Below are 25,766 nucleotides of genomic sequence, written 5' to 3' on the forward strand. Positions count from 1 at the left end.
TAGCGCGACGTGGGACTCGGTCGCCCATGGTTGGTCTACCTACGTCGCTCGGTAGCTTAAAAAGCAGTGGTTCGATCACCGAGACCTGCTCAGGTCATGCCCTTCCCGAGCAGTTCCCGGGCGATGATGTTCTTCTGGATTTCGGTCGTCCCCTCGTAGATCTGGGTGATCTTGGCGTCGCGGTAGAACCGCTCGACGTCGAAGTCGTTGACGTAGCCAGCGCCGCCGTGAATCTGGACGGCCTCGTCGGCGGTCTCGACGGCGACGCGGGAGGCTTTCTCCTTGGCCATCGAGGCAAGCTGGGTGAGCTGGTCTTCGGAATTGTCCACGCTCCAGGCCGATTTGTACGTGAGTTGGCGGGCCGCCTCGATCTCGGTGAACATCTCGGCGAGCTTGTGCTGGATGGCCTGGAACTCCGAGATGGACTGGCCGAACTGCTCGCGGTCCTGGGCGTACTCCAGGGCTCGCTCGGCGGCTCCGCGAGCGATACCGACGCCCTGGGCGGCCACGCCAGTTCGGGTCTCGTCGAAGAACTGCATGATCTGGAGGAAGCCGGCCCCGCGCGTGCCGATGAGGTTCTCCTCGGGGACGCGCACGTCGTCGAGGAGAAGCTCCGCCGTATCCGACGCGCGGATGCCGAGTTTCCCGGTGATCTTCTCGGCCTCGAACCCGTCGCGGTCGGACTCGACGAGAATCTGGGAGAAGCCGTTGTACCGGCCCTCCGCGTCGGGGTCGGTCTCACAGAGGACGACGAAGTAGTCGCCGACGGAGCCGTTCGTGATCCACATCTTGTTGCCGTTGATGACCCACTCGTCGCCGTCCTTTCGCGCCTGTGTCGAGACCGACGACACGTCCGACCCGGTGTCCGGCTCGGAGATGGCCGCGCCCATGATGGCGTCGCCGGTCGCCACGGGCTCTAAGTACTCCTCCTTCTGGGCCTCCGAACCGAAGCCGATGATAGCGTCGGCACCGAACGCGGCCGATTGGATGCTCAGGCCGATACCGGGGTCGGCCGCGAACAACTCCTCGGCGATGATAGCGTTCGTCAGCGTGTCGTAGCCCGCGCCGCCGTACTCAAGCGGGATGTTCGCGCCTGTCAGTCCCATCTCCGCGGCCTGCTCGACGATTTCGCGGGGGAACTTCTCTTCCGTATCGTACTCGGTCGCGACCGGCTTGATCTCGTTTTCGGCGAACCGAGCGATCTCGTCCTGTATCTGTCGCTGCTCGTCCGTCAGTTGGAAGTCCATGTGTGGTGTGTTGACGTGGAATGCATTAATGGTTTGTAATCCGAAATAAACTGAAGAGTGGTTTGCTATTGAGAGAAACGTTGAAGCGTCGGCCGGCAGTGGAACGATATGTCATGGATTTCGAGGATATTGACACTATCGCCGTGCTCGGTGCCGGGAATATGGGCCATGGAATCACCGAAGTGGCCGCCCTCGCAGGCTACGACGTGCGAATGCGGGACATCAAAGACGAGTTCGTTCAGGACGGCTACGACAACATCGAGTGGTCGCTGAACAAACTCGCCGAAAAGGACCAGCTCAGCCAAGAGGAGGCCGACGCGGCCCTGGACCGCGTGACGCCGCTGGTCGACGTCGAGGAAGCCGTCAGCGACGTCGACGTGGTCATCGAGGCGGTCCCCGAGAAGATGGAGATCAAGAAGGACGTGTACACGGAAGTCGAAGAGTACGCGCCCGAGGAGGCCATCTTCGCCACGAACACGTCCAGCCTCTCCATCACGGAGCTGTCGGAGGTCACCGAACGGCCCGAGCAGTTCTGCGGGATGCACTTCTTCAATCCGCCGGTGCGGATGCAACTGGTCGAGGTCATCTCCGGGGCCCACTCCAGCGACGAGACGCTGGAGGCCATCGAGGCCCTCGCCGAGGACTTCGAGAAAACGCCGGTCCGTGTGCGCAAGGACTCGCCGGGGTTCATCGTCAACCGCATCCTCGTCCCGCTGATGAACGAGGCCGCCTGGCTCGTCCATACCGACGAGGCGACCGTCGCCGAGGTCGACTCGACGACGAAGTTCGACATGGGCCTGCCGATGGGTTCCTTCGAGCTGTCGGACCAGGTCGGCAACGACGTGGGTCTGCACGTCTTAGAGTACATGCACGAAGTGCTGGGCGAGCCCTACGCCCCGTGTCCCCTGCTCGAAGAAAAGGTCGAAAACGAGGAACTGGGGAAGAAGTCCGGCAAGGGGTTCTACGACTACGAGAACGGCGGCGTCGACATCCCGACCGACGCCGGCCGCGAGGACATCGAACACCGCCTCGTCGCCGTGATGGCAAACGAGGTCGGCAAGCTCGTCGAGAACGACGTGGCTCCGGTCGCCGATATCGACCAGGCCGTGAAGCTCGGCGGCGGCTTCCCTGACGGCCCCGCGAAGATGGCCGACAAGACCGGCCTGGAGACGCTCGTCGAGACGCTTGAAACGACCTACGAGGAGACCGCCGCGGAGCGATACGCCGTCTCCGACGGGCTTCGCGAGGCCGCCGAGGCGGGCGGCTTCTACGGCGGCGAGGACGCGGGTGACGCCGAGTTCGACAACATCAACGTCGAGTACCCCGGCGACATGGTCGGGCATATCGAACTCGACCGCCCCCACCGGATGAACACCGTCAGCCCCGAACTGATGGACGACCTCGCCGACGCCGTCGATATGCTCGAAGACGACGACGAGGTGCGCGCTATCCTGCTGACCGGGGCCGGCGACAAGGCGTTCTCCGCCGGAGCCGACGTGCAGTCGATGGCCTCCAACGCGACACCGCTGTCCGCTATCGACCTCTCCCGCAAGGGCCAGGAGACCTTCGGCAAGCTCGAAGAGTGCTCGATGCCGGTCGTCGCCGGCATCGACGGCTACGCGCTGGGCGGCGGGATGGAACTGGCGACCTGTGCCGACCTCCGCGTGGCCTCGGAACGCTCCGAACTGGGCCAGCCCGAACACAACCTCGGCCTCCTGCCGGGCTGGGGCGGCACCCAACGGCTCGCCCGCATCGTCGGCGAGGGCCGCGCCAAAGAGATCATCTTCACCGCCGAGCGCTACGACGCCGCGGAACTGGCCGAGTACGGCTTCATCAACGAGGTCGTCGACAACGACTCGCTCCACGAGCGGGCGCTCGAACTGGCTAAAGACATGGCTGCTGGCCCGCCGGTCGCCCAGAAGCTGACCAAGCGCGCGATGCTCGCCGGCCGCGACGACATCGACGCCGGCCTCGAAGTCGAGGCGCAGGCCTTCGGCCACCTCATCGGGACCGACGACGTGATGGAGGGCATCAACGCGTTCATGGGCGACGGGGAGCCGAACTTCGAGGGGAAGTAAGCGGGCAGAACGTCGAGAACCTCACCGCTCAGACTACTCTACCTGTTGGCCGGTCGCTCCGCCACCGATTTCGTTGTCATCGAGCCGAATGATCTCCTCGGACTGGGCCATCCCGGTCGTCATCAACAGGCGGATAGCCGCCCGCACACTAAGGTCGGACTCGTAGGTCTGGCTCTCGGGGACCATCACGAGCATTCCCTGGGTGGGGTTGGGGCTCCCCGGGATGAACACGCTCGATGCGCGTTCGCCGGCCGCCTCGGAGACATCCGCGGGACTCGTTCCCGTTTTGAGCCCTAGCTGGTAGACGCCCTCGCGGGGGTACTCGACGTACACGACGGATTCGTAGTCAGATTGCCGATTGACCACGGAGCTGGTCATCTGCCGGATACTCCCGTAAATAGTCCGGACGACGGGCACGAACGTGACCAGTTGCCCGGTCTTGCCGAAGAGATGCTTCCCGGCGCTTCGCTGGGCGAGATAGCCAAGCACCGTGATGAGCGCGACCAGAACCGAGAGCGTCAGCAACTGGGCGAGCAGGACGTTGTCCGCGGTCAGCGTCGCCAGCCGCGTCCCGGTGATAAGCGGGTCGAGAAAGCCGCCGATCCAACCCAGGAGGACACGGATGATTGCGATAGTGACCACGAGCGGGCCGACGAGAACGAGTCCGGCGAGGAAATTGCTCTTGATGAACGAATTGAGGGACATATCCACAGCCCGGCCGTGAGCGGAGTAAAGTGTGCTGGCTTCTGTCAGGAGGGGCTGCATCACTCTGTGAGTGGTACGCATCCTCAGATAGCGGCTATTTCGATGGGATTAAATCCCAGCACCCGAAACGCCAGAGTACGCTCGGTTGGTGTAGTCCGGCCAATCATCTTGGCCTTTCGAGCCGAGGACCAGGGTTCAAATCCCTGACCGAGCACATTACTGTCGCGAACAAGCCCGTGAGCGACTGTTTTGCGTGGATTTGAACCCTATCAGTCGCAGCCAGCGAGGGACCTACGGGAGCGAGCTGGACCGTCTGAGTTCGGTTCAAATCCCTGACCGAGGACACTCGTCGCGAACAACTCCGTGAGTGACCGTTGTGCGGAGATTGGGTGGCGTTCACGAGGTGTTGTTAGTTGTTACCAGATCGGACAGTTCGAAGAGGAGCACGTCATCGCGCGTGTCAGCGACGTGTTCGAGGTCGTCAGTGTAGCCGGAGCGGCTGAACAAGACGTACAGTGTCTCTCTATCCACTGGCCCTTCTGACCACCGGACTTCTTCCGTTGTTCGTTCAAGATTAGAGAGCACGCCCTCGCTTACGGGCTGAGAGGTGAACTTACACTCGCCGGTGACAAGCCCCTCATCTGAGAGACCAAGGACATCTAACTCGTGTTCTTTGAACCACCACTGCCCGACCTCCCGGAACTGCCGGTCGATGAGGTCGGGGAGCACTCGCTGACAGAGCCGTTCGAACAGCGGACTCACGTAATCGGCCAGTTCTGGTTCGACGAGTTCGCCGTACGCGTCGTCGCCGAGCATCCGAAGCTGGTCCTGATTCCCGTAGACGAAACGGAACCAGAACCGGAACAGCGGCGCGGCGATACGATACCGGCCGCGCTTCGAAGCCGTCGGTGATTCCGTGACGGGGATGTGGCGTTCGACGAGACGGAGTCTGCGAAGCTTCTGGAGGTACGTGCTGAGTGACCCCGAATCCACGCCGGCCATCCCCGCAATCTCGTTCGGGGTGGGACGCCCATGTGCAAGCGCGCGGAGAATACTGAAGTACGTGTTCGGCTGCCGGAGTTCGGTACGGAGAAGGAATTCGGGTTCGGAGTACAGGAGCCCGCGCTCTGAGAGAACCGTCTGCTGGACGTTCGTTCCCAACGGCTGGTCGGGTTCGATAGTCTGGAGGTAGTACGGAGTCCCGCCGTAGATCGACCAGGCGGTGACTGCGGTCTCCGGGTCGTAGTCCGGGAAGAACTCCCGCGCATCGGCTAAACCGAGGGGCTTGAGATCAATTGTTGTTGTCCGGCGACCGTACAGCGGTGCGCTCCCTGAGAGCACTTTGTCCTCCATAACGCTAATCGAGGAACCGACGAGCACGAGCGTCATCCCCGTCTCCTGTAGCTTCATGTCCCAAACGCGTTGTAGCCGTGACGGCAGCGATTCGTCCTCCTCGATGAGGAACGGGAACTCGTCGATGACAACAACGGCGTCTTCCTCGCCGAGTGTTTCCAGAAGCGCTTCCCAATCCCGGCGGACGTTTCGCAGCGACGGGAACTGCGCAGTTGCAGTGTCGACAAACTGTTCGAGTTGGTTCGGTGCCGTGGACTCAACTGCCTGGTAATACACGGCGTCGTCACGATCAGCGATGGACTGGCGGACGAGTTCGCTCTTCCCGAGACGGCGACGGCCATATATCACGACGAAGTCCGCCGTCGCAGACTCGTAACAGTCTGTGAGTTGATCGAGTTCAATATCCCGATCAACGAACTGTGCCATACCAGCAGTACCACACCCACGATAATAGAACTCCCGATTTTGGAAATCGAGATTTCCGAAATTATAATTTCTTTAGCTCGAACCCGTCCCGACTTGCGGGAATCGAAACCACAGAATCCTCCGAATCGAACTTGGCTGGTGAACAATAATCTCGGTGGTCTGAGTACTAGCCCTGCATATTGACTGTTAATAGCGGCCAAAAAACGCAATTGAGCGGATTTGGGTGCCCTCGCAACGAAGAGTCGCTCCGCGAGAATCGGAGGCCTTTCGAGCCGAGGACCAGGTTCAAATCCCCGACCGAGCACACTCGTCGCGAACAAACCCGTGAGTGACGCCGAGAGCCGTAGTAGCATCCCCACGAGACAACAGCGGTAGGTATTTTTCGCGGCCGGGCGACGGCCCCACCATGCAAGCAGTCGTACTCGCGGCGGGGCAGGGGACACGGATGCGGCCGCTGACAGACCACACGCCGAAGCCGATGCTCCCGGTCGCGGACCGGCCGCTGGTGGCCCACACCGCGGACACCGCTATCCAGGCGGGGGCCGACGAACTCGTCTTCGTCGTCGGTTACGAGGCCGAGGCGGTCCGGTCGTACTTCGGCGACGAGTACAACGGCGTCCCGGTCAGCTTCGCCGTGCAGGAAGAGCAACTGGGGACCGCCGACGCGGTGGCCGCTGCCAAGGAGCACCTCGACGGCCCCTTCGCGGTCCTCAACGGTGACAACCTCTACGACGCCGAGAGCCTCAGCGGGCTCTTCGACGCCGCACCGTCGGTCGCCGCCTACCAGGTGGACGACCCGACGAGCTACGGCGTGCTGTCGTCGGATGGCGATGCCGTCACCGGCATCGTCGAGAAGCCAGACGACCCGCCGACGGACCTCGCCAACGCCGGGGCGTACGTCTTCCCGGCAGAAGCGCGGGACTGGCTCGATGTCCCGCTCAGCGACCGCGGCGAGCGAGAGATCACGGACGTGCTTGCCAAGGTCATCGAGGAGTCGACGGTCACCGCCGTCGAGGTCGACCGCTGGCTCGACGTGGGCCGTCCCTGGGAACTGCTGGAAGCCAACGAGTGGAAACTCGGACAACTGGATCGGCGACTCGACGGCGAGGTGCGCGGTGACGCCGACCTGCGTGGCGAAGTCGTCGTTGAGGAGGGCGCGGTCGTCGAACCCGGCGTCGTCATCGAGGGGCCGGCGCTGGTCCGCTCGGGCGCACACGTCGGTCCGAACGCCTACGTCCGCGGGGCGACCCTGCTGGGCGAGGGTACCCACGTCGGCCACGGCGTCGAACTCAAGAACACGGTGCTGATGGCCGATTCGAACGTCCCCCACGTCTCCTATGTCGGTGACAGCGTCATCGGGCGCGAGGTCAACTTCGGCGCGGGAACGCAGGTGGCGAACCTGCGCCACGACGGCGACCCGGTCCGAATGACGGTGAAAGGCGACCGCGTCTCGACGGGCCGTCGGAAGTTCGGCGTCGTCGCCGGCGACGGCGCGAAGACGGCCATCAACACGAGCCTGAACGCCGGCGTCGTCCTCTCTTCCGGGGCGACGACAACCCCTGGCGAGTCCGTTACGCGGGACCGGTAGCGGGACGTTCCTGCGTATGCCGGTCTCACTTCTGTTCGGCTTCCGTCCGGATAGCTTCCCTTCTGTTACAGATTCGACATTCGTGTAGGATCGTGACGTACGCTGCAAGTATGTGGGATTAAGTGCCGTGAAAGCCACTCTCAACTAAGATGGTCGACCCGACATCAGATCACCACGAGGATATCGACGAGGACGAGGCACCGGAGTGTGCGACCTGCGGTGACGCTATCGCCAACGAAGTGACACACCGCGTCATAACATGGATAGAGGACGGCAGCGTCGAAACAGCCCACTTTTGCAACGAAGACTGCCGGATAGAGTGGCAGTAACAGGTCTGTTCTGACTGACTTCTGGACGGCGATCGCCTGCTGACTACTTCCCTCGCGCCGTAGGCTTCGGCCCGATCGCTTCGCCACCGAACACACACCGAACCTCTCCTAGCCGGTCTGCGTATCGATGTGATTGACTGCGTCTGGGGAGAGGAGTCGCCCTGTTGGAAGCTCGACCCAGCCGTTTGCGAGCACACGAACCGCACCCTCGTGCAGGACTATCTCCTGGTCGATGTCGGCGTACACGATGGCGTTCTCGTACGCTTGGACGAACTGGTCGACAGCGTCACCCCAGGCGGGGTCTGTCGAGATGACCATAGTCCAGCTATGTCGTGGACAAAACAAAACGCTGGTGTGACACTTTTCCAGCGCCGCCATCGTCTCACCTCTCGAAACCCTTGTGGGAATCAACTCTGACAAACTCAGTGAGTGTTAACATCCTGCACATATTTGGGACGGCCTGGTGAACACTTCGGTATGACATGACCACGGCCGACCACTCTGACTGGCGTGTGGCCGAGGAAGCGTACACTGACGAGGTCATCGGCGACGACACGCTGGGCGAGATGTTCGCCGCGAGCGCGACCCGGAACGCCGACACGACGGCCCAACTGTACAAGGGTGGCGTCTACGACCGGTCACTGACAGACGACGTGATTCCGACGGCTCCCGACGGGGACTACGCCGACCTCAGCTACGAACGGATGCACCATCTGGTCAAACAGCTGGCCGCGGGGTTTCGCGACCTCGGTGTTGGCTCGGACACTCGCGTCGGCATTCTGGCCGATACGCGGATGGAGTGGGCGCTGAGCGACTTTGCGCTCCTGTCCGCGGGTGGGGTGGTGACGACCGTGTACACGGACTCCTCGCCGAAGCAAGTCCAGTATCTGCTATCGGATCCAGAGGCGAGTGCCGTCGTCGTAGAGAACGACGAGATGCTCGACCGCGTTCTGGCTGTCGAGGACGATCTGTCGCTGTCGTTCATCGTCGTCATGGACGACACTGACATAGACCGCGAGGATGTGTACACGCTCAAAACGGTGTACCGGCGCGGCGAGGAAACGTTCAGCGAGACGGCGTACCGGTCCTGGCTGGACGAACGCGACCCGGAAGATCTTGCGAGCCTCATCTACACTTCGGGGACGACGGGCCAACCGAAAGGGGTCCGACTCACCCACCGCAACTTCCGGGCGAACGTCAACCAGACGCGCAAGCGGATGGGGCCACGCCCGGACAAGCCATCCGACCTGACGACGATTGCTGCGGACACCCGCTCGATAGCCTTTCTCCCGCTGGCACACGTATTCGAGCGCCTCGCTGGGCATTTCCTGATGTACGCCTCCGGTGCTGCCGTCGGTTACGCCGAAGGTCCGGACACGCTGGCCGAGGACCTCCAGATAGTCCAACCGACCACCGGCGCGAGCGTCCCCCGGGTGTACGAACGCATCTTCGATACCATGCGAACGCAGGCGGGCGAATCGCCGGTGAAAAAACGGATCTTCGACTGGTCGCTGGACGTGGCCCGCGACTACGCCCGGACCGACGACCCGGGACCGATACTCCGTGTCAAACACTCGCTCGCGGACCGCCTCGTCTACAGCACTGTCAAAGAACGGCTCGGTGGCAACATCGAGTTCATGGTCAGCGGCGGGGGGAGCCTCTCGCAAACCCTCTGTGAGACGTTCCTCGGGATGGGACTGACGATACTCGAAGGATACGGCCTCACGGAAACGTCGCCGGTCCTGACTGTGAATCCGCCGGAGGACATCCGCCCCGGAACGCTGGGAGCCCCGCTGCCTGACGTCGATGTGCACCTCGATACCGATGTCGTCGACGCCAGCGAGTTCGACGACGTGACCGGCGCGGTCGGCGAACTGCTCGTCGACGGGCCGAACGTCACCGAGGGGTACTGGAACGACCCCGACGGGACTGCGCGGGCCTTCACCGAAATCGACGGCACCCAGTGGTTCCGCACCGGCGATATCGTCGAGCGGACTGACGACGATTTTCTGGTCTACCACGACCGCCTCAAGGAACTCATCGTCCTCTCGACGGGGAAAAACGTCGCGCCCCAGCCCATCGAAGACCAGTTCGCGACGAGCGACCGGGTCGACCAGGTCATGATCGTCGGCGACGACCAGAAGTTCGTCGGCGCGATACTCGTCCCGAACTTCGAGGAACTCCGTCGCTGGGCCGACCGCGAGGGCGTCACCCTCCCCGACGACCCCGAGGAACTGGTCGAGGACGAACGCGTCCACGGGTGGGTCGGGACTGCCGTCGACGCGGTCAACGAGGACCTCGAACGCGTCGAGCGGATCAAGTCGTTCGCGCTCGTCTCCCGGGAGTGGACCGCCGAGAACGACTTGCTCACCCCGTCGATGAAGAAGAAGCGCCGCAACATCCGCAGCGCGTACCGCGAGAAACTCGCAGAGATATACGGCGAGCAGCACGTCGAGGCAGTCTGACTGGTAGTCGCCAGTACTGCTGTCGCCGCCTCAGTCGGTGATGACCACGTCCACGGCCCGCTCGCGGGGCCCGTCACAATCGACGAGCAGCACGGACTGCCACGTCCCGACATCGAGGTCCCCGTCGCGGACGGGGACCGTCTCGCTGGGCCCGACGAGCATCGCCCGGACGTGCGAGTCCGCGTTGCCGTCCAGTTCGTCGTGGTCCCACCCGCTGTCCGCGATAAGGTCTCCGAGGGCGTCCCCGAGGTCGCCGAGCAGTCGCGGCTCGGCCTCGTTGACCGTGATGCCCGCGGTGGTGTGACGGACGAACACTGTACAGGTTCCCTCGGCGTCGTCGGGAATCACGTCCCGGACCCGCTCGGTGATATCGACTACCGAGAGCCGGTCGTCAGTCGCGACAGTGAACCGATTCGTTGGCATATTTGCGCCCACGAGCGGGCGGGACTCAAGCGTACCGCTACACTCAGCGTCGCCAGTCGGAAAACCGGGCCTCGTTCACACTCCGCCCTTCAGGCAAGCCATTCGTCCGGCTTGGTGTTGTAGTCGATGTCGGTCGCCGTGAGGTGTTCGACTTCGGACCAGTCCACGTCGGTGACGGTCACGCTCTCCCCGTCGTAGCGAATGCGCTTGCCCACCTCTTCGGGTTCGGGCTCGCGGTCGCGGCGCTTTGCGACCTCCACGTCGTGATCGTCGAACTCCTTGACGATGGTCAGGAGGTTCACGGGCCGGCCCCAGAGTTCGAAGGTCCGCTTGAGGACCTCCTTGGCCTGCCCGATGTCGAGCATCACGCCGTTGTACTGGTGGGCGAGCAGCAGTTCGTTGCGGTTCTGGTAGTTGCCGTCCTCGACGACGACGGTCGGTTTGCCGAAGTTGGTGAACTGCAGCATCAGCTTCTTCTTGACGTCCTCGTGGTCCGTCGAGGTCACCCGGTAGTCGCCGGAGGCGTGGGTGTACTCGTAGGTGAAGTAGTCGTTGTCGTCGACGAACTCCTGGGTGAGGAACTCATCGAGGAACGTCACGTCGTTGTGGCTCTCCCGGATTTCGCGCATGCGTTCCCAGCCGCGGGTGTAGTCCACGTCGTCGAGTGCGTCCGAGACGCTGTCGTAGCGCGAGTCGTCGAACATGTAGCGGGCGGTCCGCTCCAGCTCCTCCTGACCGATCCGGGAGACGAAGCCGCGGTACTGGGGCTTGACCAGCGAGTAGTGCCGTTGGGCCAGCCCCTCGTAGGTCAGGACCTTCCAGGGGTACTGTTCCACGTCGAACTCGCCGTCGCGGGCCGCCGCCAGCCCCTCGCTATCGACGCGGGGGTCCTCGGGGTCGAGGTCGTCGAGGTGGCCCGGGACGTCGGTGAGCCACGCCGGCGGTTCCAGGTGGTCCTGTACCATCTCGTAATCGACGCTCTCGTCGAAGTTGCGCCAGGTGATCCCCTCGACGCGGAGCAGGCGCTCGATGACTTCCCGTCGGTTCTCCGTGTTCTCGACGTACTCCCAGATCTCCAGGCCCAGGCTGTAGGGATTCAGCCCGCCCGATCCGAGTACCTTCGACATGTGGTCGGAGTAGAGGATGAACTCGTCGTCGCCGGCGAACTGCTCGCCGGTCATCATCAGAGATTCCCAGTAGGAGGCCCATCCTTCGTTCATTATTTTTGTCATTTTCTGGGGTGCAAAATAATAGGCCTCCCGACGGAGCAGTTCCAGCAGTTCCAGCTGCCAGTCGTCCATCTCCGTCGCGCGTTCGGCGTCCTCGTCGTACTGCATCCCGTGTTTCCGGAGGAAGCCGAGCACGTCCTTTTCCGGCTCGGCAGGGAACGTAACGTTCTCGTCGTCGTCGCGCTGGGCGTCGAGCCACTCGTCGTCGAACACCTGCCGCTTGACCTCCTCGGAGAGATCTAGGTCCTCTAGCTGGTCGGTCACGTCGGCCCCTTCGATGTCCTCGAACTCCTCGGGGACTGTCTCGACCGGGCTGTACGGGACGTGCTGGTCGATGTTGTCCTCCAGACAGAGGACGTGGTCGATGAACCGCTCGACCTCGGCGCGCTCGATGTCGGGGTCCTGCATGAACTCCTGGATGGTGTCGCCGTGGCGGGCTAACATGCCGGCGGCGTCGGGGCCGCGTCGGCGTTCGCTCCCGGACGCGTCGGTCGTCGTCCGGGAGGAACCGTCGGTGAACATGCGGAACCACTCGTTGTTGGCGAAGAAGTCCGCGTGGGCCTCGACGTGGGTGATGACGGCCTTCTGGTCGGCCAGGGTGTTCGATTCCTGCAAGAAGGCGTGGGCCGGGTCGTCGTTGTTGACGATCTCGAAGGCCTTGCCGCCGAGGAACTGGCCCTGCTTTTGCTGGCGGTCGTACTGCATCCCCCAGCGCCAGTGCGGGTAGCGCTGCTGGAACCCGCCGTAGGCGATGAGTTCGTTCATCTCGTCGTAGTCGACGATCCAGTAGTTCACCGGGTACGGCTTCAGCCCGAGCTTCCGGGCGAGGTTACCCGCCTCCTCGACGGGCTCGTCGAGTTCGTCTGCCACGCGCTGTTTCGCGAATCTATCGTTGTTCATTGGTCCTCCGTACTGAGTATGTCGTAGATGGCGTCCACCACGTCCTCCGGCGAGGAGACGTACGCGACCGCGACGTTGTCGGCGTCGCGGAAGTTGCGCTCGACTTCCTCGGCGTGGGTGGCGTTGATGGCGTTGCCGCTGGGCTGGGTCTCCACGTAGGCGTGGAGGTTCGCCGGGATCTGTTCCATCAGCGGGATGACTTTCTCCTCGGTGTCGTTCGAGGAGTTCTCGCTGTCGCCCGCCGCGAACACGTAGCGGTTCCACTCGCTCCAGGGGTACTCCTCTTCGAGGATTTCCGCCGCGAGTTCGTACGCACTGGAGATGCGGGTGCCCCCGCCCGAGCGGATGCCGAAGAACTCGTCGCGTTCGACCTCCCAGGCGTCGGCGTCGTGAGCGATGTAGACGAACTCGGCGTTGTCGTACTTGCCGGTGAGATACCAGTCAAGCGGCGTGAAGGTCCGCTCGACGAGTTCGCGTTTCTTCTGGCGCATCGACCCGGAGACGTCCCGGATGTTGACGACGACGACGTTCTTCTCGCGCTCCTCGACGATCTCGGGGTAGCGGTAGCGTTCGTCCTCGCGCCGGAACGGGATCTGATCGACGCCCTCCCGCCGGATGCGCTGTGAGGTCTCGACCTTCTCGACGTTGTCTTCCATCTCCTCGATGGAGTCCCAGACGGCCTTCTCGCCGCTTGGGAGTTCCTCGTAGGCGTCGTCGATCCACGCCTTCGAGACCGGCATGTTCTGCTCGCGGGTCCACTCGTAGACGGTGGCCGGTCCCCAGCCGTCGACTTTGAGCGCCTCGCGGACGTAGTCCTCGTCGAAGTCCATCGCGAGCTTTCGCTTCAACCCCTTCTTGAACAGGCGCTCGAAGTCCAGCGTCGAAGACGGGCCGGTCCGCGTGATGTCCGTGAAGTCGCCTTCCTTCTCCTCGATGACTTTCTTGCCCTTCGGTTCGAGGTCGAGCCCGAGTTGTTCGTCCAGCTCCTCGGCGAACTCCTCGGGGTCCATCTCGTAGTACTCGTGTTCGCCGCCCTCCTCGCCGGGCTTGCCGTCCTCGCCGTCGTCGCCATCGCCGGGCTGGGGCTGTGGCTGGCCGACTGGATCGCCCTCTTCTGCGCCTTCCCCTTGCCCGACGCCGCCCTGGTCGCGCTGGTCGTACTCGAACTCCGGCAGGTCGACGATCTTGATCGGGATGCGGACCGAGTCCCCCCGTGACTGACCGAGGTCGCCGTACTGGATGAACTCGGCGAGGTCCTGGCGGCGCTCCTCGCCCACGTCGCGGTACCGTTCGAGGTCGTCTTTCAGTCCCATCTGTAACTCACCTGGCTCATGACGTGTCGGCTCGTCAGCTCGGCGGACGCCGGCGTGTAGTCGAACATCTCGACCATGTTGGCAAGCGTCTTCTCCTTGAGGCGGGCCGTCTCGGTCCCGGACGGTGGTTCGTCCCACTGTCCGGGCTCGAAGTCCTCGTAGGTGCGCTGGATGTCGTCCCAGTCGTAGCTCCCGAGGACGGTGTTGATGACCGGAATCTCCTTGGGGTTGACGTCACCGACGCGGAACTCCTCGTCGCGGCGCTGCCACGCGTGGCGGTTCAAGGCGGTGATGATCTTGTCGGTGCGGAACTGCTCGACGGCGTGGTCGGGGTCGTTGCCGTCGTAGTTCTTCTCGTCGAACCGCCCCAGGTGCTCGATCTCGAACACCTTCATCTTCAGCGGGTCCGGGTCGACGAGCTCGCCCCGCTCGTTCTCGATCTGGTCGTCCGACTCCCAGGCGTAGACGTGCTCGATGTACTCCTCGACAGTCGCCTCGTCGACGCGCTTGTCCCGCATCATCGCGTCGAGCACGTCCTGTTCCTGCTGGCCGAAGATGTAGTTTTTGACAGTCACGACGCGTTCCTCGTACTCGGTAGCCTCGCCGGTCGAAAACACGGGGGCGTCTTCCAGCCCCTCGGCGACGGCGTTGAGCACGTCCCGGGGCATCAGCACGTGTTCGACCGGGAGATCGGGGTGATGGCGGTCCTGTGGTTCGTGCAACAGGTCGGCGACGATGTCGCGCACGTAGGTGACCGGGATGCCGTGGTCGCCGTCCTCGGCGGTGGTCTCCAGGTCGTAGTCGTCGATGTCGACGCGTTCGTCGCCCTCCATCAGGTAGCCCCGGTCGAACAGCAGGGCCTTGTCGACGAGGTCCAGCCCGGTCGGGATCTCGGCGCTGTCGAGCCGCGAGACAACGGCGTACAGCGCCGCGGATTCGATGGTGTGTGGGGCCAGCTCCTTGTCGGTCGCCGTCTCGACCTCGTCCCGGACCGAGATGGTCAGTGGCTCCTGGATCCACGTCTCCAGCTGGTCCCATGTCTCAGGGTCCCAGACCGCCGTCTCGTTGGTCAGCTCCCGCCGCAGGAGCTGGGCTTCCAGCGAGAGATTCGTCAAGTACGTGAACTCGTGTTTGTCCAGTCGCCGCTTGAGCGCCTTCAGCGGGTCCTGGCCCTCGCGGTCGGCGTGTTTGTTGAGCTGGGCCTCCAAGTCCGGGTTCGAGATGATGATGAGCTGGGTGTCCACGTCCATCCCGATGCCCTTGTCGAGCTTGACGTGGGACTCGTCGGGGACGTTCAGCAGCTTCTGGAGCAGGTCGGCGTGCTGGGCGGCGTCCTCGACGACGGTCAGCAGGCCGTTGCCCTGCGAGAGGACGCCGTCGTAGCTAAACGCCTGTGGATTCTTGCGGCCCCGTGAGTCGAGTTCGCGGAGCATGCCGTGCATCCACGAGCCGACCAGCCGCTCTTTGGGCGTCCCCTCGTCCTCGGAGTGGAGGATGCCGATGCCGTGGCCCACGTCCACGACGAAGTTCTTCACCCGGAGGTGGGCGGGCTGCGTGACCGCCGAGAACAGGTCCGTCTCGCCCTGCCGACGGTACTGCTCTTCGAGGAAGTCGTAGGCTTCCCGCGAGAACGGGTCCAGTTGGCCGTCGACCCGGATCGGGATGTGGTCGTCTAGCCGTTCGTTGATCTCGGCGAGCAGGTCCGCGCGAACGTCGTCGGGGAACACCGTCAGCGGGTGGGCCTGGACGGGACTCTCGTACCAGTCGTCCTCGTCTTCGATGGCCGCGTTCCCGTAGGTCATGCTGGTGGCGCTGCCGCCGGCCCCGGCGACGTTCCACTCGACGGTGTAGCGCCGCCCGTCGGGAGTCTTCGAGTACTCCCGCAGGCCGTTGATGAGACAGCGCTTCAGCTCGGACTTGCCCGTGGCTGTCGGCCCCTCCAGCCAGATGATCTTCTCGTCTTTCCCGCGACCCGCCGCGATAGAGCGGAGGTCGTCGACGAAGGCGTTCAGGACCTCGGTGTTACCGAGGATGGCGTGTTCGCCGTCGTTGTACGGGTCATCGAAGAAGCGGTAGCGCTCCTTCTCCTCGCCTTCCTCAATGACCATCCGCGTCCCGGCATCCTCGATCGCATCGAGCAGGTACTTCGAGGCATGCGCCGCGAGCTGAGGCGTTTCGAGGACGGCGTCGACGTACTCCGCGAGGCTCATCGGGGCCTCGTAGGCGGCGTCGAGGGACTCGTCCGCGCGGTCGATGTACTCCTTGCCGGTCATTACTCTTCCATCTCGCTTTTGGCGACCTCCGCGCCGGCGAACTCGAGCACTTCCTTGGCTCCCTCTTCGGAGTAGCCCTGTTCGATGAGGGCATCGATCCACTGGTTGCGCTCCTCGTCGTCCATCTCCGAGCTGGAGACCAGCGCGGAGAAGTTGATGTTGTGTTTCTTGTCCTCCCAGAGCTTGCGTTCCAGCGCGCGGCGCAGGCGGTCGTTGTCCTGTGGGTTGAACGTGTCACCCTCGCGGGCGCGGCGGGACACCCAGTTCGACACCTCCTGTCGGAAGTCGTCCTTGCGGTCCTCGGGGAGATTGAGTTTCTCCTCGACGGAGCGCAGGAACTGCTCGTCGGGCTCCTGCTCGCGGCCGGTGAGTTCGTCCTCGACGGTCGCGTCGTCGATGTACGCCATGACGTGGTCCATGTACTTCTCGCCCTGGCGCTGGATCTCGTCCATGTCGTAGGCCAAGGCGTGGCGCACGTCCTCGATGGCCCGCTCCTTGTACTCCTCGCGGACGAGTTCGAGGAAGCGGTAGTACTTGCTGAACGACTCCTCGTCAATGGAGCCGTGGTTCTCGAGGTTGCCTTCGAGGTGGTTGAACGTCGTCAGCGGCGAGAGGAAATCGCGGCTGCGGTGCATCGAGTCCATGATGGCCTCGGCGATCTCGTCGCCGATGAACCGCGGGGAGACGCCGTCCATCCCCTCGCCGATGTCGGCCATCTTCTCGGCCTCCTCGCGGAGTTTCTTCACGTCGACGTCTTCGGCCTCGTCGATCTCGCCGTTGTAGGCCTTGGCCTTCTGGACGAGGTCGATGGACTCGTTGTCCGGCTCCTCGATGCGGGTGAGGACGCCGAACAGGCCCGCCATCTCCAGGGTGTGGGGCTCGACCTGGATGTCCGGCAGGTCGGCGTTGCGAAGCATCTTCTGGTAGATCTGGGCCTCGGCCTCGTACTGGAGGACGTACGGGAAGTCGATGCGCTTGGTCCGGTCGTTGAACGCCTCCATCTTCTCGTCGCCTTTCTTGTCCCGGTACTCGGGCATGTTCGTCCGGCCGACGATGACCTGATCGATGTCGATGCGGGGGTTGTTCTTGGGCTTGATCGTCTGCTCCTGGCTGGCGTGCAGGAAGTCATAGAGGAACTCCCGCTGGAGCTTCAGCAGCTCCTCGCCGGAGAAGATGCCCCGGTTGGCGTTACAGAACGCCCCGGAGTAATCGAACGCCCGTGGGTCGCTCTCGCCGTAGATTGCTATTTTCGAGTAGTTGACGTCGCCCGTGAGCTCCGTCTCGTCCTGGTTTTTCTTGTCCTTGGGCTCGAAGGTCTCGATCCCGCGGCGCTGGTTCTCGTCGGCGACGAAGCGGATGATCTCGATATGGTTCTCCAGCACGGACTGGAGGTCGTCGTCGTACTCGGCCAGCAGGCGGTCCATGTAGAACTCCGAAGCGGGGTCCAGGGACTGCTCGTTGCGGATGGTGTAGGGCGCATCGAGGGCCTCGTTGATGTCCTCGATGACCTTGTCGCGTTGCTTCTGGGGGAGCAACACGAGCGGGTCCTGGTTCATCGGCGACCGGACCACGTCGTCGGCGGGGTCCTGGTCGTGGATGACGTCACAGAGGTTCGTCCACCGGAACGTGTACATCCGGCCGTCGTCCCGGCTCGTGTAGTCCTCGAAGTAGCGCCGGACCTGCCGGTCGAAGTCGGATTTCCCCGACCCGACAGGGCCGAGCAGGAGTTTGATGCGCTTCTCGGGGCCGAGGCCGCGAGCGCCGGATTTGACCTTGTTGACGAACTCGTGGATCGCCTCGTGGATGACCCGTCCGTAGAAGGTGTTCTCGCCGTCGTTGAGCGGGTCCTCGCTCGCCAGTTCGTACTCGACTACGCCGGCCTCCTCGTCGTAGGTCGTGCCGTAGTAGTCGAACATGTCTGCGACGCGCTGGTGGGCGTTGCGGGCGATCGTCGGTTCGTCGTACAGCTGTTGTAGATACCAGTCGAACGTGTTCGTCTTCCGGAGGTCCGCCGGTATCGTGTCACGGTACTCCTTGCTCAGCGCTTCGAGTGTCTCTTTGTTCTTGCTCATGCTATCTCAGTAGTTCGTCTCGCGGGTGCACGCGACCCAACACGGACGGCCTCGCTGCCGCCGTTCGAGTGCAATCCGTCGTCGGCACTGGCCGCTGCACGCGTGCTCGCCTGCGGCCGCCGAATGGCCCTCTCGCTGCGGGGTGACGGGTGTGCCCTTCCATGGCTAACCTGCCGGGCGGAACACGGGGACTGTTCCGACCCGGTGTGGTAACGGGAGACAGTGTGGAACTGTTTCCGATACTATTTATTGTACGAGTCTTGGACCTATAAAAACTTTGTCCCCTTGTGGGCATACCGCCGACAAATTCCGACCCCGTGATAGGCCTAACACGGGGATAGCGGGCCACAGGTGTGTTACCATAGGTCATTGCTTTTGAGGTGGGTTTATATACTCTGTCGCTTGTCAACTGTTCTCTTCGGTGTGTCGGACAACGTTTAGCGCTGGATTGATGTGAATCTGTTGCTGAGTTGATTGTCGGTTGAGAACGGGACACATACTATGGCGTATCGCCGGATCCGATTTGCCGTCGTACGAACGAGTGCGTCTCCGTTCAGGTCTGGACGAGTTCAGGACGGACCAGCGGATTCTTGCCGATCCGGACGAATCCAGTGGTATGGACCTGTCGGGCCTCCCCGAAGACTGGACGGTGTGGAACGAGACCGACGACAAACTCATCCTCGCGTACCGCCCGGACGTCTTTGACTCCGAGCAGTTCCCAGCGCCGTGTCTCCCGACCATCTATCTCACGCGCGGGAAACGGACCCGACGCCCCGGCGCTGACCGGACCGGGGAGCGCTGGTACGTCACATTCTATCTCGAACCCGATGTCGAGCGTGACGCCGATGCCTATGAGCGCCGCGATGCTGCCGTCGAGGGTGCTGTCGAACTGGCGACTCGGTTCGCCGACGGCAACTTGGACTATCGCTCGCTGTATCAAGTGCCCCGCGAAGCGTATCTGGACAAACTGGACGACCTCACTGGTCGGACCTGAGGCTTTACCGTGTTCACTGTTTATAGGCTAGCATGACTACTGTCACACTCGTCGGGACGCGCCTCGCCGAGGTCGGCGAGGAGTTCGTCTACCACGGCGAAGCCAGCGGCTGTGAGGGCTGCCCCTATCGCGACCAATGTCTCAATCTGAATACCGGTCGCCGGTATCGGATTACCAATGTCAGACAGAGCGGGCAAACGCTAGACTGTGCTGTGCATCAAGATGGCGTGCGGGCCGTTGAGGTCGAACCCGCGCCGATCAGGGCGAACGTGCCCTCGAAGGGTGCGTATGCTGGAAGCAAAGCATCGCTGATGGGTCCCTGTCCACACACTGAATGTCCCAGCCACCCCTACTGTGAGCCTGCCGGTGCCGAGTTTGATGAAGAGTATCGGATTGACGAGATTATTGGCGACCCGCCGCATGATTACTGCATGCTAGATCGGGATTTGACGTTGGTGGAGTTGGAAGCGCCCGGAGAATAGCTGACCCACTCTTGAGCAGATGGGGTGTTGGTAACTAAAGAAGATATTCGAATGGTACCTGCTACTGATTGTGTCCGACACTCAGAGATTGTCGGTCGCTTCCCATTCCGGTCGCGGTGTTGGCGACGGGAGCTCGTTGACCTCAGCTCGGAGTTCTTCCTCCGTTGTCCATGGGAAGCATTGGTTGTGTAATTCGAATTTGTGGAACTTGTTGAGATGGACCCAACTGTAGGTCGCTGGTTCCGCTTCCTCATCTGTCCGATTGTCGATAACATCCCAGACCTCGTGTTCCTCGATATCGATGCCAGCTCCTTGCGCACGGTCAATGAGCGATTCGATCTTCGAACGGATCTGTTCCTCCGACAACTCATCTGTGAACACGATTTCGAGGGCAGCTTTGATGACGTGATGTTTCGACTCGAGGTTCTCGTCAGTCACCCACGCGTAATCACGCGGGAACACGTACGATTTGTCGAAATACGGCGGGTCATCAATTTCGCCCAATTCCGGCGCTTCCCCACCGCTTTCCTTCTCGAAGACACCGACGATGTAGTCGCTGTACGTCGCCAACAATGAGAACATGATATCGAATGTGTTGAGCCGTTTCGTCGGCAACTCGAGAAGATCTCCCATGATGAACGGGTATGCACCCAGTTTCCTGTTGAGTTCAGCCTGTACGGCACGAAGCCGGCGGATGTAGGGATCGCGATAGCTCCCGAGGATGAAGTACGACGTCCGTTGACTCCAGAGATACGGCAATTCACGTTGGATAAAGCGCCAGATATCCCGTTTCTCCGCTGGTTCAAGTTCGATACCTCCGACAGCCTCGTGAACAACTGTCATAATGTCTGCGGCGTCTGGCGGAGGGCTTGGATCGCTCATGAGCTATCGGTTCAAACCATAACACCTTATGGCTTCTGAATCACTCTGGCTTTTTCTTGATTAACCAACTTGGATATACCAAACTGTTATAGCGTCCCGCCTCATAACGTCACGTATGAGCGAAACCGGCACTGGTGGGGCCGATGCAGGGCCGTTTGCGGAACAGCAGCGGCTGTTCGAGTTACTGTCCCAAGATACGCGCCACCTCATCATCCAGGAGCTGCTGGGCCACCCCACACATCTCATGTCACTCGCCGAACTCGAGTATATGACTGGGAAGAGCCAAGCTGCGATCAAAGACCAGTTGGAGACGCTGATCGACGCTGGGCTCCTCGCGCGCTACACGTACGACCCGAGCGAGGGGAAACGCGATCTCCCGTCGCAGTTCTACGGGTTCACGGAGCGGGGCATCGAGGTCCTCCACGACTACAAGTACCTCCGAGGGCTCCCAGTCGCCCGCGCCCTTTACGAAAGCACGCGCAAGACTGAGAAGATCGAACGTCATGAATCGGCCCCGCGCCCGGAACTTCCTGACGCTGTTGCGGACGCGCTTGAGTTCGACGAACCCGATCTCGATGCAGTCGATGTTCCCTCGAATGAGTAGTCGTACGCTTGCTGACCTAACCTGGGAGGTGGAGTGTTCGTCTATCTCGGGGAAGCTAGCGGCTGTGAGGGCTTTCCCTATCGCGACCAGTGTCTCAATTTTCAGGGCGGGGAGGATGTCAATGCAAAAAGTCGGGCAGTCCCTTGTCGTCGGTAGTGGGATTCACGCCAAAATTCTGTAAAAACTCATCGGGATTGTCGATAGGCTCGCCGTCGCCAGCTTCAAGCGCGAGTACTTCCGCGAGTTGTGTCAGCGCCTCTGCGCGGGTATCTCCCCCACGGGCAAGTCCGGTTTCGAGATCCCGGGCCGTGATGGTCCCGTCATCTTCGCGGATGAATTCGATTCCGTCGGGACCGTCATCCTCTCGACGAGTCGCGCTTGCCATACTCTTCTTAGGCGACTCGCTCGGAATAAGTGTTCGGCTGTATCCCACGAGGCACCCGCAGCTGACTGCCTGTACCGGAACAGACTGGAGGGGACTGCTACAGCCCGTACTGCTTTTGGATGGTGTCGCCGAGGCCGCGATCCTCCAATATATCGAGCGGGGCGAGCATATCGAGCTGGACGACGCCGGGGAGTCGACCGATCTGGACGCCGCCAGTAAAGGTACAGCGCGCCCGGACCTCGCCCTCGCTCATGTCCAGCAGCGTCGTCGCCCGGTCGAAGGCTTTCTGCGTGGCGTCGTTGACTGTCGCACCTGAGCCGACCACCTGAATAGGTGCCATGTTTTCCTGCACGTCGACACCGTGTTCCGAACCGAGATCGCGACCGGCCTCGAGCTCTTCGTCGCTGTAGGGCTGGCTGATGAAAGGCAAGTCCTCCTCGTTGGGTAGCAGGATGGGACCATCCAGTGCGAGTCCCTCGATGACCTCGACATCCATCGTGACGGTCCCGCTCACGTCGGTCGTGTGCAACGAGAGTTCCCCGTCACCTTGGTTCGCGTGAAGGTCGCCGACGTAGACGCCACCGCCGTCGATGGCGACGGGACAGATAAGTGTCGCGCCTTCGCGGACCTCCGGAATGTCCATATGCCCGTCAGTCCGCTGTTCCAGGTCGGCCTCGGTTTCGACGCCGTAGTCGTGGTCGGCACCGATGAGGCTCTGTCCGAAGTCCCCCGCGTTGTGTCAACCGCCTCGGGGTCAAGTCCCAAGGCTTGTCAGTGGACTCCCGTTCTAACCGAGTAATTCGGCAGGCGTGTAGTCGCCGTTCACGGTCAATATCCCTGACTTGAGGGCCAGTTGACTGGTGGCCCATCCACCGCGAGACTTCTGCCCGCGATGGATATACCCGCAGTATCGGTTGGCAATGTTCTTCCCCGCGTTGTAATCGGCGTTCACCTCATACCCACACGATTGGCACTCGAACTCTTTGTCGTCGCGGTTGTCCTCGTGGGTAAACCCACAGTGAGAACACCGCTGGCTCGTGTACGCCGGGTTCACCGTGTCAACGAACAACGCCGTTGACTCGACCTTGTACTCAACGAGTTCCACGAACTTCGCGTAGGCCCACTGCTGGAACTTCGAGCCGTTGGCGATGTTCTCGCGGATGTGGTCAAGGTTCTCGAAGATGATGCCGTCTACATCCGCTTCTTGGGCTTCCGCGAGAAGGTCGTTCGCTCTGTTGTGGAGCCAGTCCAGCGACCAATCCGAGAAGCAGCTTCCGATGGACTGAATCGTGAGGTGAGCCGACCGTGTACCCGTCTGTTGCAGACGGGCGCGGCGTTGTTCGTACTGGTCACGCTTGTGGGTGAGATAGTCCGCACTCCCGATGAACTCTCCCGTGGAGGTGACGGCGAACGCGCCAGTCACGTTCAGATCAACACCGAGAACCACTCCGTTCTCGGCACCATCATCATCGTGACCGGCTTCGTGGCGTTCCGTTCCGTCAACCACATAATCCGGGTTCTTCAGCGAGACGTGCAGGGAAAACGTGTCGTCCTGCTCGTCGTACTGGAGCGTGGCGCTCGACGCATCCCAGTCGTCGCTCTCGTAGTACCTGCCGAACGGCGTGTCTTCGCGTTCGTCCCCGGGCGGGAGAACGTATTCGGCAGTGACCCTACCGTTCGGCGTGGAGAGTGTGGCGTGGTCGTCGTTGAACGACGCGGAGCGTTTGTCGTAGACGACGCTCCAAGAGTCGAACTCTGGTTGACTCGTCTTTTCGCCTTGTTTCAGTTTCTCGACGCCGCTCGTGACGGCTTCGATGGCGCGGCGAATGCCTTTCTGGACGAGGTTGGCGGTGAGATCGGTCACCTCACGCAACTCGCTGTAGAGAGCGTCTTCGGCCTTGCTCTTGCTGGTGATGCAGAGGTCGTCGTAGCGCCACGCCCACTCGCTCGTGCGGTTGGCGCAGTGAAGGAATTGCTTCTTGGTTTGATGGAGGTCGCCACGACGCTCTTCGGACACGTCGAGTTTGATGGGCACGGTGCGTCGTGGCGCATCGTCCATCCGTGGTTCACATTTACATCTGTTGCCATATGAAAGTTTATGTGCGGAGGGGGAGTCGGCCTTGCCATCGAGCGAGGCAAGTTTCATCGAGTGTCGGCTTCCTCCCCGACCTCAAGGGTCGGGGCATCCGCCTCGTACCGCCTGTGAATCCGGCATCGTAACGGGCGGCGTCGTACCGATGTTGCCGATGAACGGCCGCAGTCGGCCGAGCGTCCCGGGCATCCCGTCAGGTTCGTACAGCAGGATGGGATGCTGACGAGCGTTCTCGGGGATGTCCATCACTTCGTCGCCGTCTGTCGCTAACTCGTGTGCGCCGTCCTTGTCGAGTGTTAGCCCGACGGCGTTCTCGTGGTCGAAGGCGACGGTGTACCCGTACTCGAAGCCAAACGAGGAGGCGTTCGCGCCGCACTCAGCACACCGGATGGCATCCTCACCAGTGCCCTCGACGACGGAATCGGGCCATGTCGTCCCACACTCCGGACACCGATGGTCGACGAACGGATCATCCTCGAAAGCCCCGTCGCGCTCGGCCATCGACCCCGTGCTCGTCGCCTCAATGTCGCGGATGTGGATCGCCACGGCGTCGCCAACGCTTGCCCCTTCGACCCGGATCGGCCGTGTGACTTCGTGCCCGCCACGGAACGAGGGCGTGATCATCGGGCCCCAACAGCCCGGTGGCGTGTACGTCGTGACTCGGCCACCGTCAGCGACTGTGCCAGCCCACTCCTGATCGGGACCCACTAGCCCGAGTGTGTACTGGTCGACGTGGAGTTCCTCCTGGACGCTTTGTTGTGACATACCATCTCATGGTAGGGTTTAGCTCATTATAACCGTAGTGGCGAGCTAGTTGGTGGGTTGTTCGTTGATGGGATCTTAGTGTTTGAACCGGTATGCCGTGGACACGGACCCCTGATTCCACATAAGTGCTTGACCGGGCTATCAGGGTTTCCGTCGTACCACGAACACACAATAGCTCTTACTCGGAAAATATGTACATAGACTACATATTGCCTTGTTTTGCCGTTGATTGACGACAGCTTCAGACCTTCTCACGGGAAGATTCCGTCAGACTAACCGGGAAATGGACGCCGTCTGGCGATATGGTATCGCTCAGACGGCTCGCACGGATGTGTCGAACTCTTGCCAAACAGCACGTTGATGATCCGGACGTACCCGCCGCGCCGGACGGCGCGGACGGGTACGCCGAGTGGGTGCAGATCGCGTTAATTTTGTACCGTGTCGAACTGGAAAAGAGTCTCCGCGAAACTGAAGACTACCTCAACGAGATGCCCGGTGTTCTTGCTGTATTCGACCTCGATGAGGCACCGCACTACAGCTCGCTCTGCCGGTGGGAACGAGAGTATCGGATGCGTGAACTCCGCCGCCTGCTCCGCGCTTCGGCGGAGCAGACGGGCTGGAGTGGTGAAGCTGCGATTGACGCAAGCGGCTTCCAGCGCGATCAAACCAGCTACCACTACCGCGACCGCGCAAACTACTCGTTCCAGTCGATGAAGACAACGATTTTGATCGACGTGAACTCGCTGGCGATCAAGGACGTTCACTACACGACACAGAAGGCGTGGGACGGCCACATCGGGATGCAGGTCTTCCGCCGGAACGCGGAAGACCTGCGTGTGTTGTCTGCTGATGCGAACTACTCGTGGAGCGACCTCCGTGATGAGTGTCGCTCCAACTCAACGCGACCGCTGATTAAACACAGAGAGCAAACACCGTTGCAGAAGGCCCACAACGCCCGAATGAACGAGGACTACAACCAGCGCTGGATGAGTGAAACAGGCTTCTCACAGCTGAAGAAAGACGACGGCGAGAAGCTCCGCTCCCGGAGCTGGCATGGCCAGTTCCGGGAGCTCACACGCAAGTGCATCGTGCATAATCTAACGCAGGCGGCGAGTTAGGGCTCGCCGCCTGCTCCCCTTTTCTGGACGTATCCAGGAGAGG

General features: G+C 62.0%; 20 protein-coding genes, 1 tRNA gene and 3 pseudogenes. 10 read left to right on the forward strand and 14 right to left on the reverse strand.

What is annotated here, in order from left to right; translation table 11 throughout:
• Nucleotides 1-89 precede the first annotated feature (89 nt).
• Nucleotides 90-1,247 carry an acyl-CoA dehydrogenase family protein gene (locus tag ACY9XZ_RS10360; protein WP_463456967.1) on the reverse strand — a complete coding sequence of 386 codons (1,158 nt, stop codon included), beginning with the start codon at nucleotides 1,245-1,247 and terminating at the stop codon, nucleotides 90-92.
• Nucleotides 1,248-1,360: 113 nt separating this feature from the next.
• Here ACY9XZ_RS10360 and ACY9XZ_RS10365 point away from each other — a divergent pair, with 113 nt between their 5' ends.
• Nucleotides 1,361-3,325: a 3-hydroxyacyl-CoA dehydrogenase/enoyl-CoA hydratase family protein gene (locus tag ACY9XZ_RS10365; RefSeq protein ID WP_463456968.1), complete on the forward strand. Its 1,965-nt coding sequence runs from the start codon at nucleotides 1,361-1,363 to the stop codon at nucleotides 3,323-3,325.
• 33 nt (nucleotides 3,326-3,358) lie between these two features.
• Here the strand turns inward: ACY9XZ_RS10365 and ACY9XZ_RS10370 are convergent, their stop codons facing one another.
• The gene (locus tag ACY9XZ_RS10370) at nucleotides 3,359-4,030 is read right to left on the reverse strand and encodes a DUF502 domain-containing protein (RefSeq protein WP_463456969.1); all 672 of its coding nucleotides are present in this window, start codon (nucleotides 4,028-4,030) and stop codon (nucleotides 3,359-3,361) included.
• A 139-nt stretch (nucleotides 4,031-4,169) separates the two neighbouring features.
• On the opposite strand from ACY9XZ_RS10370, the gene ACY9XZ_RS10375 reads away from it, so the two are divergent.
• Nucleotides 4,170-4,244: transfer RNA gene (locus ACY9XZ_RS10375), tRNA-Glu, on the forward strand.
• 182 nt (nucleotides 4,245-4,426) lie between these two features.
• On the opposite strand, the gene ACY9XZ_RS10380 is transcribed toward ACY9XZ_RS10375, so the two are convergent.
• The gene (locus tag ACY9XZ_RS10380; RefSeq protein ID WP_463456970.1) at nucleotides 4,427-5,809 is read right to left on the reverse strand and encodes an ATP-binding protein; all 1,383 of its coding nucleotides are present in this window, start codon (nucleotides 5,807-5,809) and stop codon (nucleotides 4,427-4,429) included.
• 406 nt (nucleotides 5,810-6,215) lie between these two features.
• Between ACY9XZ_RS10380 and glmU the strand changes: the two genes are divergently transcribed.
• The gene (gene glmU / locus ACY9XZ_RS10385; protein WP_463456971.1) at nucleotides 6,216-7,397 is read left to right on the forward strand and encodes a bifunctional sugar-1-phosphate nucleotidylyltransferase/acetyltransferase; all 1,182 of its coding nucleotides are present in this window, start codon (nucleotides 6,216-6,218) and stop codon (nucleotides 7,395-7,397) included.
• 149 nt (nucleotides 7,398-7,546) lie between these two features.
• Nucleotides 7,547-7,726: a DUF7576 family protein gene (locus tag ACY9XZ_RS10390; RefSeq protein WP_424329024.1), complete on the forward strand. Its 180-nt coding sequence runs from the start codon at nucleotides 7,547-7,549 to the stop codon at nucleotides 7,724-7,726.
• A 108-nt stretch (nucleotides 7,727-7,834) separates the two neighbouring features.
• Here the strand turns inward: ACY9XZ_RS10390 and ACY9XZ_RS10395 are convergent, their stop codons facing one another.
• A complete protein-coding gene (locus ACY9XZ_RS10395; RefSeq protein WP_463456972.1) occupies nucleotides 7,835-8,044 on the reverse strand; it encodes a hypothetical protein in 210 nt (69 codons plus the stop codon).
• A 164-nt stretch (nucleotides 8,045-8,208) separates the two neighbouring features.
• Here ACY9XZ_RS10395 and ACY9XZ_RS10400 point away from each other — a divergent pair, with 164 nt between their 5' ends.
• On the forward strand, nucleotides 8,209-10,191 hold the full coding sequence (locus ACY9XZ_RS10400) for an AMP-dependent synthetase/ligase (protein WP_463456973.1): 1,983 nt from the start codon (nucleotides 8,209-8,211) through the stop codon (nucleotides 10,189-10,191).
• Between the two features lie 30 nt (nucleotides 10,192-10,221).
• Here the strand turns inward: ACY9XZ_RS10400 and ACY9XZ_RS10405 are convergent, their stop codons facing one another.
• From ACY9XZ_RS10405 to ACY9XZ_RS10425, 5 genes are all read right to left on the reverse strand, one after another.
• Nucleotides 10,222-10,614, reverse strand: coding sequence for a secondary thiamine-phosphate synthase enzyme YjbQ (locus tag ACY9XZ_RS10405; RefSeq protein WP_463456974.1), 393 nt, complete (start codon nucleotides 10,612-10,614; stop codon nucleotides 10,222-10,224).
• 89 nt (nucleotides 10,615-10,703) lie between these two features.
• Nucleotides 10,704-12,743, reverse strand: a complete 2,040-nt coding sequence (locus ACY9XZ_RS10410; protein ID WP_463456975.1) for a SpoVR family protein — start codon at nucleotides 12,741-12,743, stop codon at nucleotides 10,704-10,706.
• A complete protein-coding gene (locus tag ACY9XZ_RS10415) occupies nucleotides 12,740-14,056 on the reverse strand; it encodes a YeaH/YhbH family protein (protein ID WP_463456976.1) in 1,317 nt (438 codons plus the stop codon). Before ACY9XZ_RS10415 ends, ACY9XZ_RS10410 begins: the two co-directional genes overlap by 4 nt.
• On the reverse strand, nucleotides 14,047-16,329 hold the full coding sequence (locus tag ACY9XZ_RS10420; protein ID WP_463456977.1) for a PrkA family serine protein kinase: 2,283 nt from the start codon (nucleotides 16,327-16,329) through the stop codon (nucleotides 14,047-14,049). Before ACY9XZ_RS10420 ends, ACY9XZ_RS10415 begins: the two co-directional genes overlap by 10 nt.
• Nucleotides 16,329-18,401 carry a PrkA family serine protein kinase gene (locus ACY9XZ_RS10425; RefSeq protein ID WP_463456978.1) on the reverse strand — a complete coding sequence of 691 codons (2,073 nt, stop codon included), beginning with the start codon at nucleotides 18,399-18,401 and terminating at the stop codon, nucleotides 16,329-16,331. The genes ACY9XZ_RS10420 and ACY9XZ_RS10425 overlap by 1 nt, the downstream gene beginning before the upstream one ends.
• Nucleotides 18,402-19,017: 616 nt before the next feature.
• On the opposite strand from ACY9XZ_RS10425, the gene ACY9XZ_RS10430 reads away from it, so the two are divergent.
• Nucleotides 19,018-19,395, forward strand: coding sequence for a DUF5820 family protein (locus tag ACY9XZ_RS10430; protein WP_463456979.1), 378 nt, complete (start codon nucleotides 19,018-19,020; stop codon nucleotides 19,393-19,395).
• A gap of 32 nt (nucleotides 19,396-19,427) precedes the next feature.
• Complete coding sequence (locus tag ACY9XZ_RS10435) at nucleotides 19,428-19,877, forward strand: UPF0179 family protein (RefSeq protein ID WP_463456980.1); 450 nt, start codon at nucleotides 19,428-19,430, stop codon at nucleotides 19,875-19,877.
• An 81-nt stretch (nucleotides 19,878-19,958) separates the two neighbouring features.
• Here ACY9XZ_RS10435 and ACY9XZ_RS10440 read toward each other — a convergent pair whose 3' ends face one another.
• Entirely contained in the window at nucleotides 19,959-20,759 is an 801-nt protein-coding gene (locus ACY9XZ_RS10440; RefSeq protein ID WP_463456981.1) for a hypothetical protein, read from the reverse strand.
• Nucleotides 20,760-20,874: 115 nt separating this feature from the next.
• Between ACY9XZ_RS10440 and ACY9XZ_RS10445 the strand changes: the two genes are divergently transcribed.
• A complete protein-coding gene (locus ACY9XZ_RS10445) occupies nucleotides 20,875-21,363 on the forward strand; it encodes an ArsR family transcriptional regulator (RefSeq protein ID WP_463456982.1) in 489 nt (162 codons plus the stop codon).
• Between the two features lie 21 nt (nucleotides 21,364-21,384).
• Nucleotides 21,385-21,474, forward strand: a pseudogene (locus ACY9XZ_RS10450) (UPF0179 family protein); the annotation flags it as partial.
• Nucleotides 21,475-21,481: 7 nt separating this feature from the next.
• On the opposite strand, the gene ACY9XZ_RS10455 reads toward ACY9XZ_RS10450, so the two are convergent.
• The 4 genes and pseudogenes from ACY9XZ_RS10455 to ACY9XZ_RS10470 form a co-directional block, all read right to left on the reverse strand.
• Nucleotides 21,482-21,748: a type II toxin-antitoxin system HicB family antitoxin gene (locus ACY9XZ_RS10455; RefSeq protein ID WP_463456983.1), complete on the reverse strand. Its 267-nt coding sequence runs from the start codon at nucleotides 21,746-21,748 to the stop codon at nucleotides 21,482-21,484.
• Nucleotides 21,749-21,845: 97 nt separating this feature from the next.
• Nucleotides 21,846-22,487: pseudogene (locus ACY9XZ_RS10460) on the reverse strand (acetamidase/formamidase family protein); the annotation flags it as partial.
• Nucleotides 22,488-22,535: 48 nt separating this feature from the next.
• Complete coding sequence (locus ACY9XZ_RS10465; protein WP_463456984.1) at nucleotides 22,536-23,807, reverse strand: RNA-guided endonuclease InsQ/TnpB family protein; 1,272 nt, start codon at nucleotides 23,805-23,807, stop codon at nucleotides 22,536-22,538.
• A gap of 144 nt (nucleotides 23,808-23,951) precedes the next feature.
• Nucleotides 23,952-24,605: pseudogene (locus ACY9XZ_RS10470) on the reverse strand (acetamidase/formamidase family protein); the annotation flags it as partial.
• 302 nt (nucleotides 24,606-24,907) lie between these two features.
• Between ACY9XZ_RS10470 and ACY9XZ_RS10475 the strand changes: the two are divergent.
• Nucleotides 24,908-25,723, forward strand: a complete 816-nt coding sequence (locus ACY9XZ_RS10475; RefSeq protein WP_463456985.1) for an IS5 family transposase — start codon at nucleotides 24,908-24,910, stop codon at nucleotides 25,721-25,723.
• Nucleotides 25,724-25,766: the final 43 nt, after the last annotated feature.

It is taken from the genome of Haloarcula sp. HT12 (genome assembly GCF_055271655.1).

Coding starts and splice junctions, on each gene's coding strand:
- ACY9XZ_RS10360 (WP_463456967.1), bottom strand. CDS start 1,247: ATGGACTTCCAACTGACGGACGAGCAGCGACAGATACAGGACGAGATC.
- ACY9XZ_RS10365 (WP_463456968.1), top strand. CDS start 1,361: ATGGATTTCGAGGATATTGACACTATCGCCGTGCTCGGTGCCGGGAAT.
- ACY9XZ_RS10370 (WP_463456969.1), bottom strand. CDS start 4,030: ATGTCCCTCAATTCGTTCATCAAGAGCAATTTCCTCGCCGGACTCGTT.
- ACY9XZ_RS10380 (WP_463456970.1), bottom strand. CDS start 5,809: ATGGCACAGTTCGTTGATCGGGATATTGAACTCGATCAACTCACAGAC.
- glmU (WP_463456971.1), top strand. CDS start 6,216: ATGCAAGCAGTCGTACTCGCGGCGGGGCAGGGGACACGGATGCGGCCG.
- ACY9XZ_RS10390 (WP_424329024.1), top strand. CDS start 7,547: ATGGTCGACCCGACATCAGATCACCACGAGGATATCGACGAGGACGAG.
- ACY9XZ_RS10395 (WP_463456972.1), bottom strand. CDS start 8,044: ATGGTCATCTCGACAGACCCCGCCTGGGGTGACGCTGTCGACCAGTTC.
- ACY9XZ_RS10400 (WP_463456973.1), top strand. CDS start 8,209: ATGACCACGGCCGACCACTCTGACTGGCGTGTGGCCGAGGAAGCGTAC.
- ACY9XZ_RS10405 (WP_463456974.1), bottom strand. CDS start 10,614: ATGCCAACGAATCGGTTCACTGTCGCGACTGACGACCGGCTCTCGGTA.
- ACY9XZ_RS10410 (WP_463456975.1), bottom strand. CDS start 12,743: ATGAACAACGATAGATTCGCGAAACAGCGCGTGGCAGACGAACTCGAC.
- ACY9XZ_RS10415 (WP_463456976.1), bottom strand. CDS start 14,056: ATGGGACTGAAAGACGACCTCGAACGGTACCGCGACGTGGGCGAGGAG.
- ACY9XZ_RS10420 (WP_463456977.1), bottom strand. CDS start 16,329: ATGACCGGCAAGGAGTACATCGACCGCGCGGACGAGTCCCTCGACGCC.
- ACY9XZ_RS10425 (WP_463456978.1), bottom strand. CDS start 18,401: ATGAGCAAGAACAAAGAGACACTCGAAGCGCTGAGCAAGGAGTACCGT.
- ACY9XZ_RS10430 (WP_463456979.1), top strand. CDS start 19,018: ATGGACCTGTCGGGCCTCCCCGAAGACTGGACGGTGTGGAACGAGACC.
- ACY9XZ_RS10435 (WP_463456980.1), top strand. CDS start 19,428: ATGACTACTGTCACACTCGTCGGGACGCGCCTCGCCGAGGTCGGCGAG.
- ACY9XZ_RS10440 (WP_463456981.1), bottom strand. CDS start 20,759: ATGAGCGATCCAAGCCCTCCGCCAGACGCCGCAGACATTATGACAGTT.
- ACY9XZ_RS10445 (WP_463456982.1), top strand. CDS start 20,875: ATGAGCGAAACCGGCACTGGTGGGGCCGATGCAGGGCCGTTTGCGGAA.
- ACY9XZ_RS10455 (WP_463456983.1), bottom strand. CDS start 21,748: ATGGCAAGCGCGACTCGTCGAGAGGATGACGGTCCCGACGGAATCGAA.
- ACY9XZ_RS10465 (WP_463456984.1), bottom strand. CDS start 23,807: ATGGACGATGCGCCACGACGCACCGTGCCCATCAAACTCGACGTGTCC.
- ACY9XZ_RS10475 (WP_463456985.1), top strand. CDS start 24,908: ATGGTATCGCTCAGACGGCTCGCACGGATGTGTCGAACTCTTGCCAAA.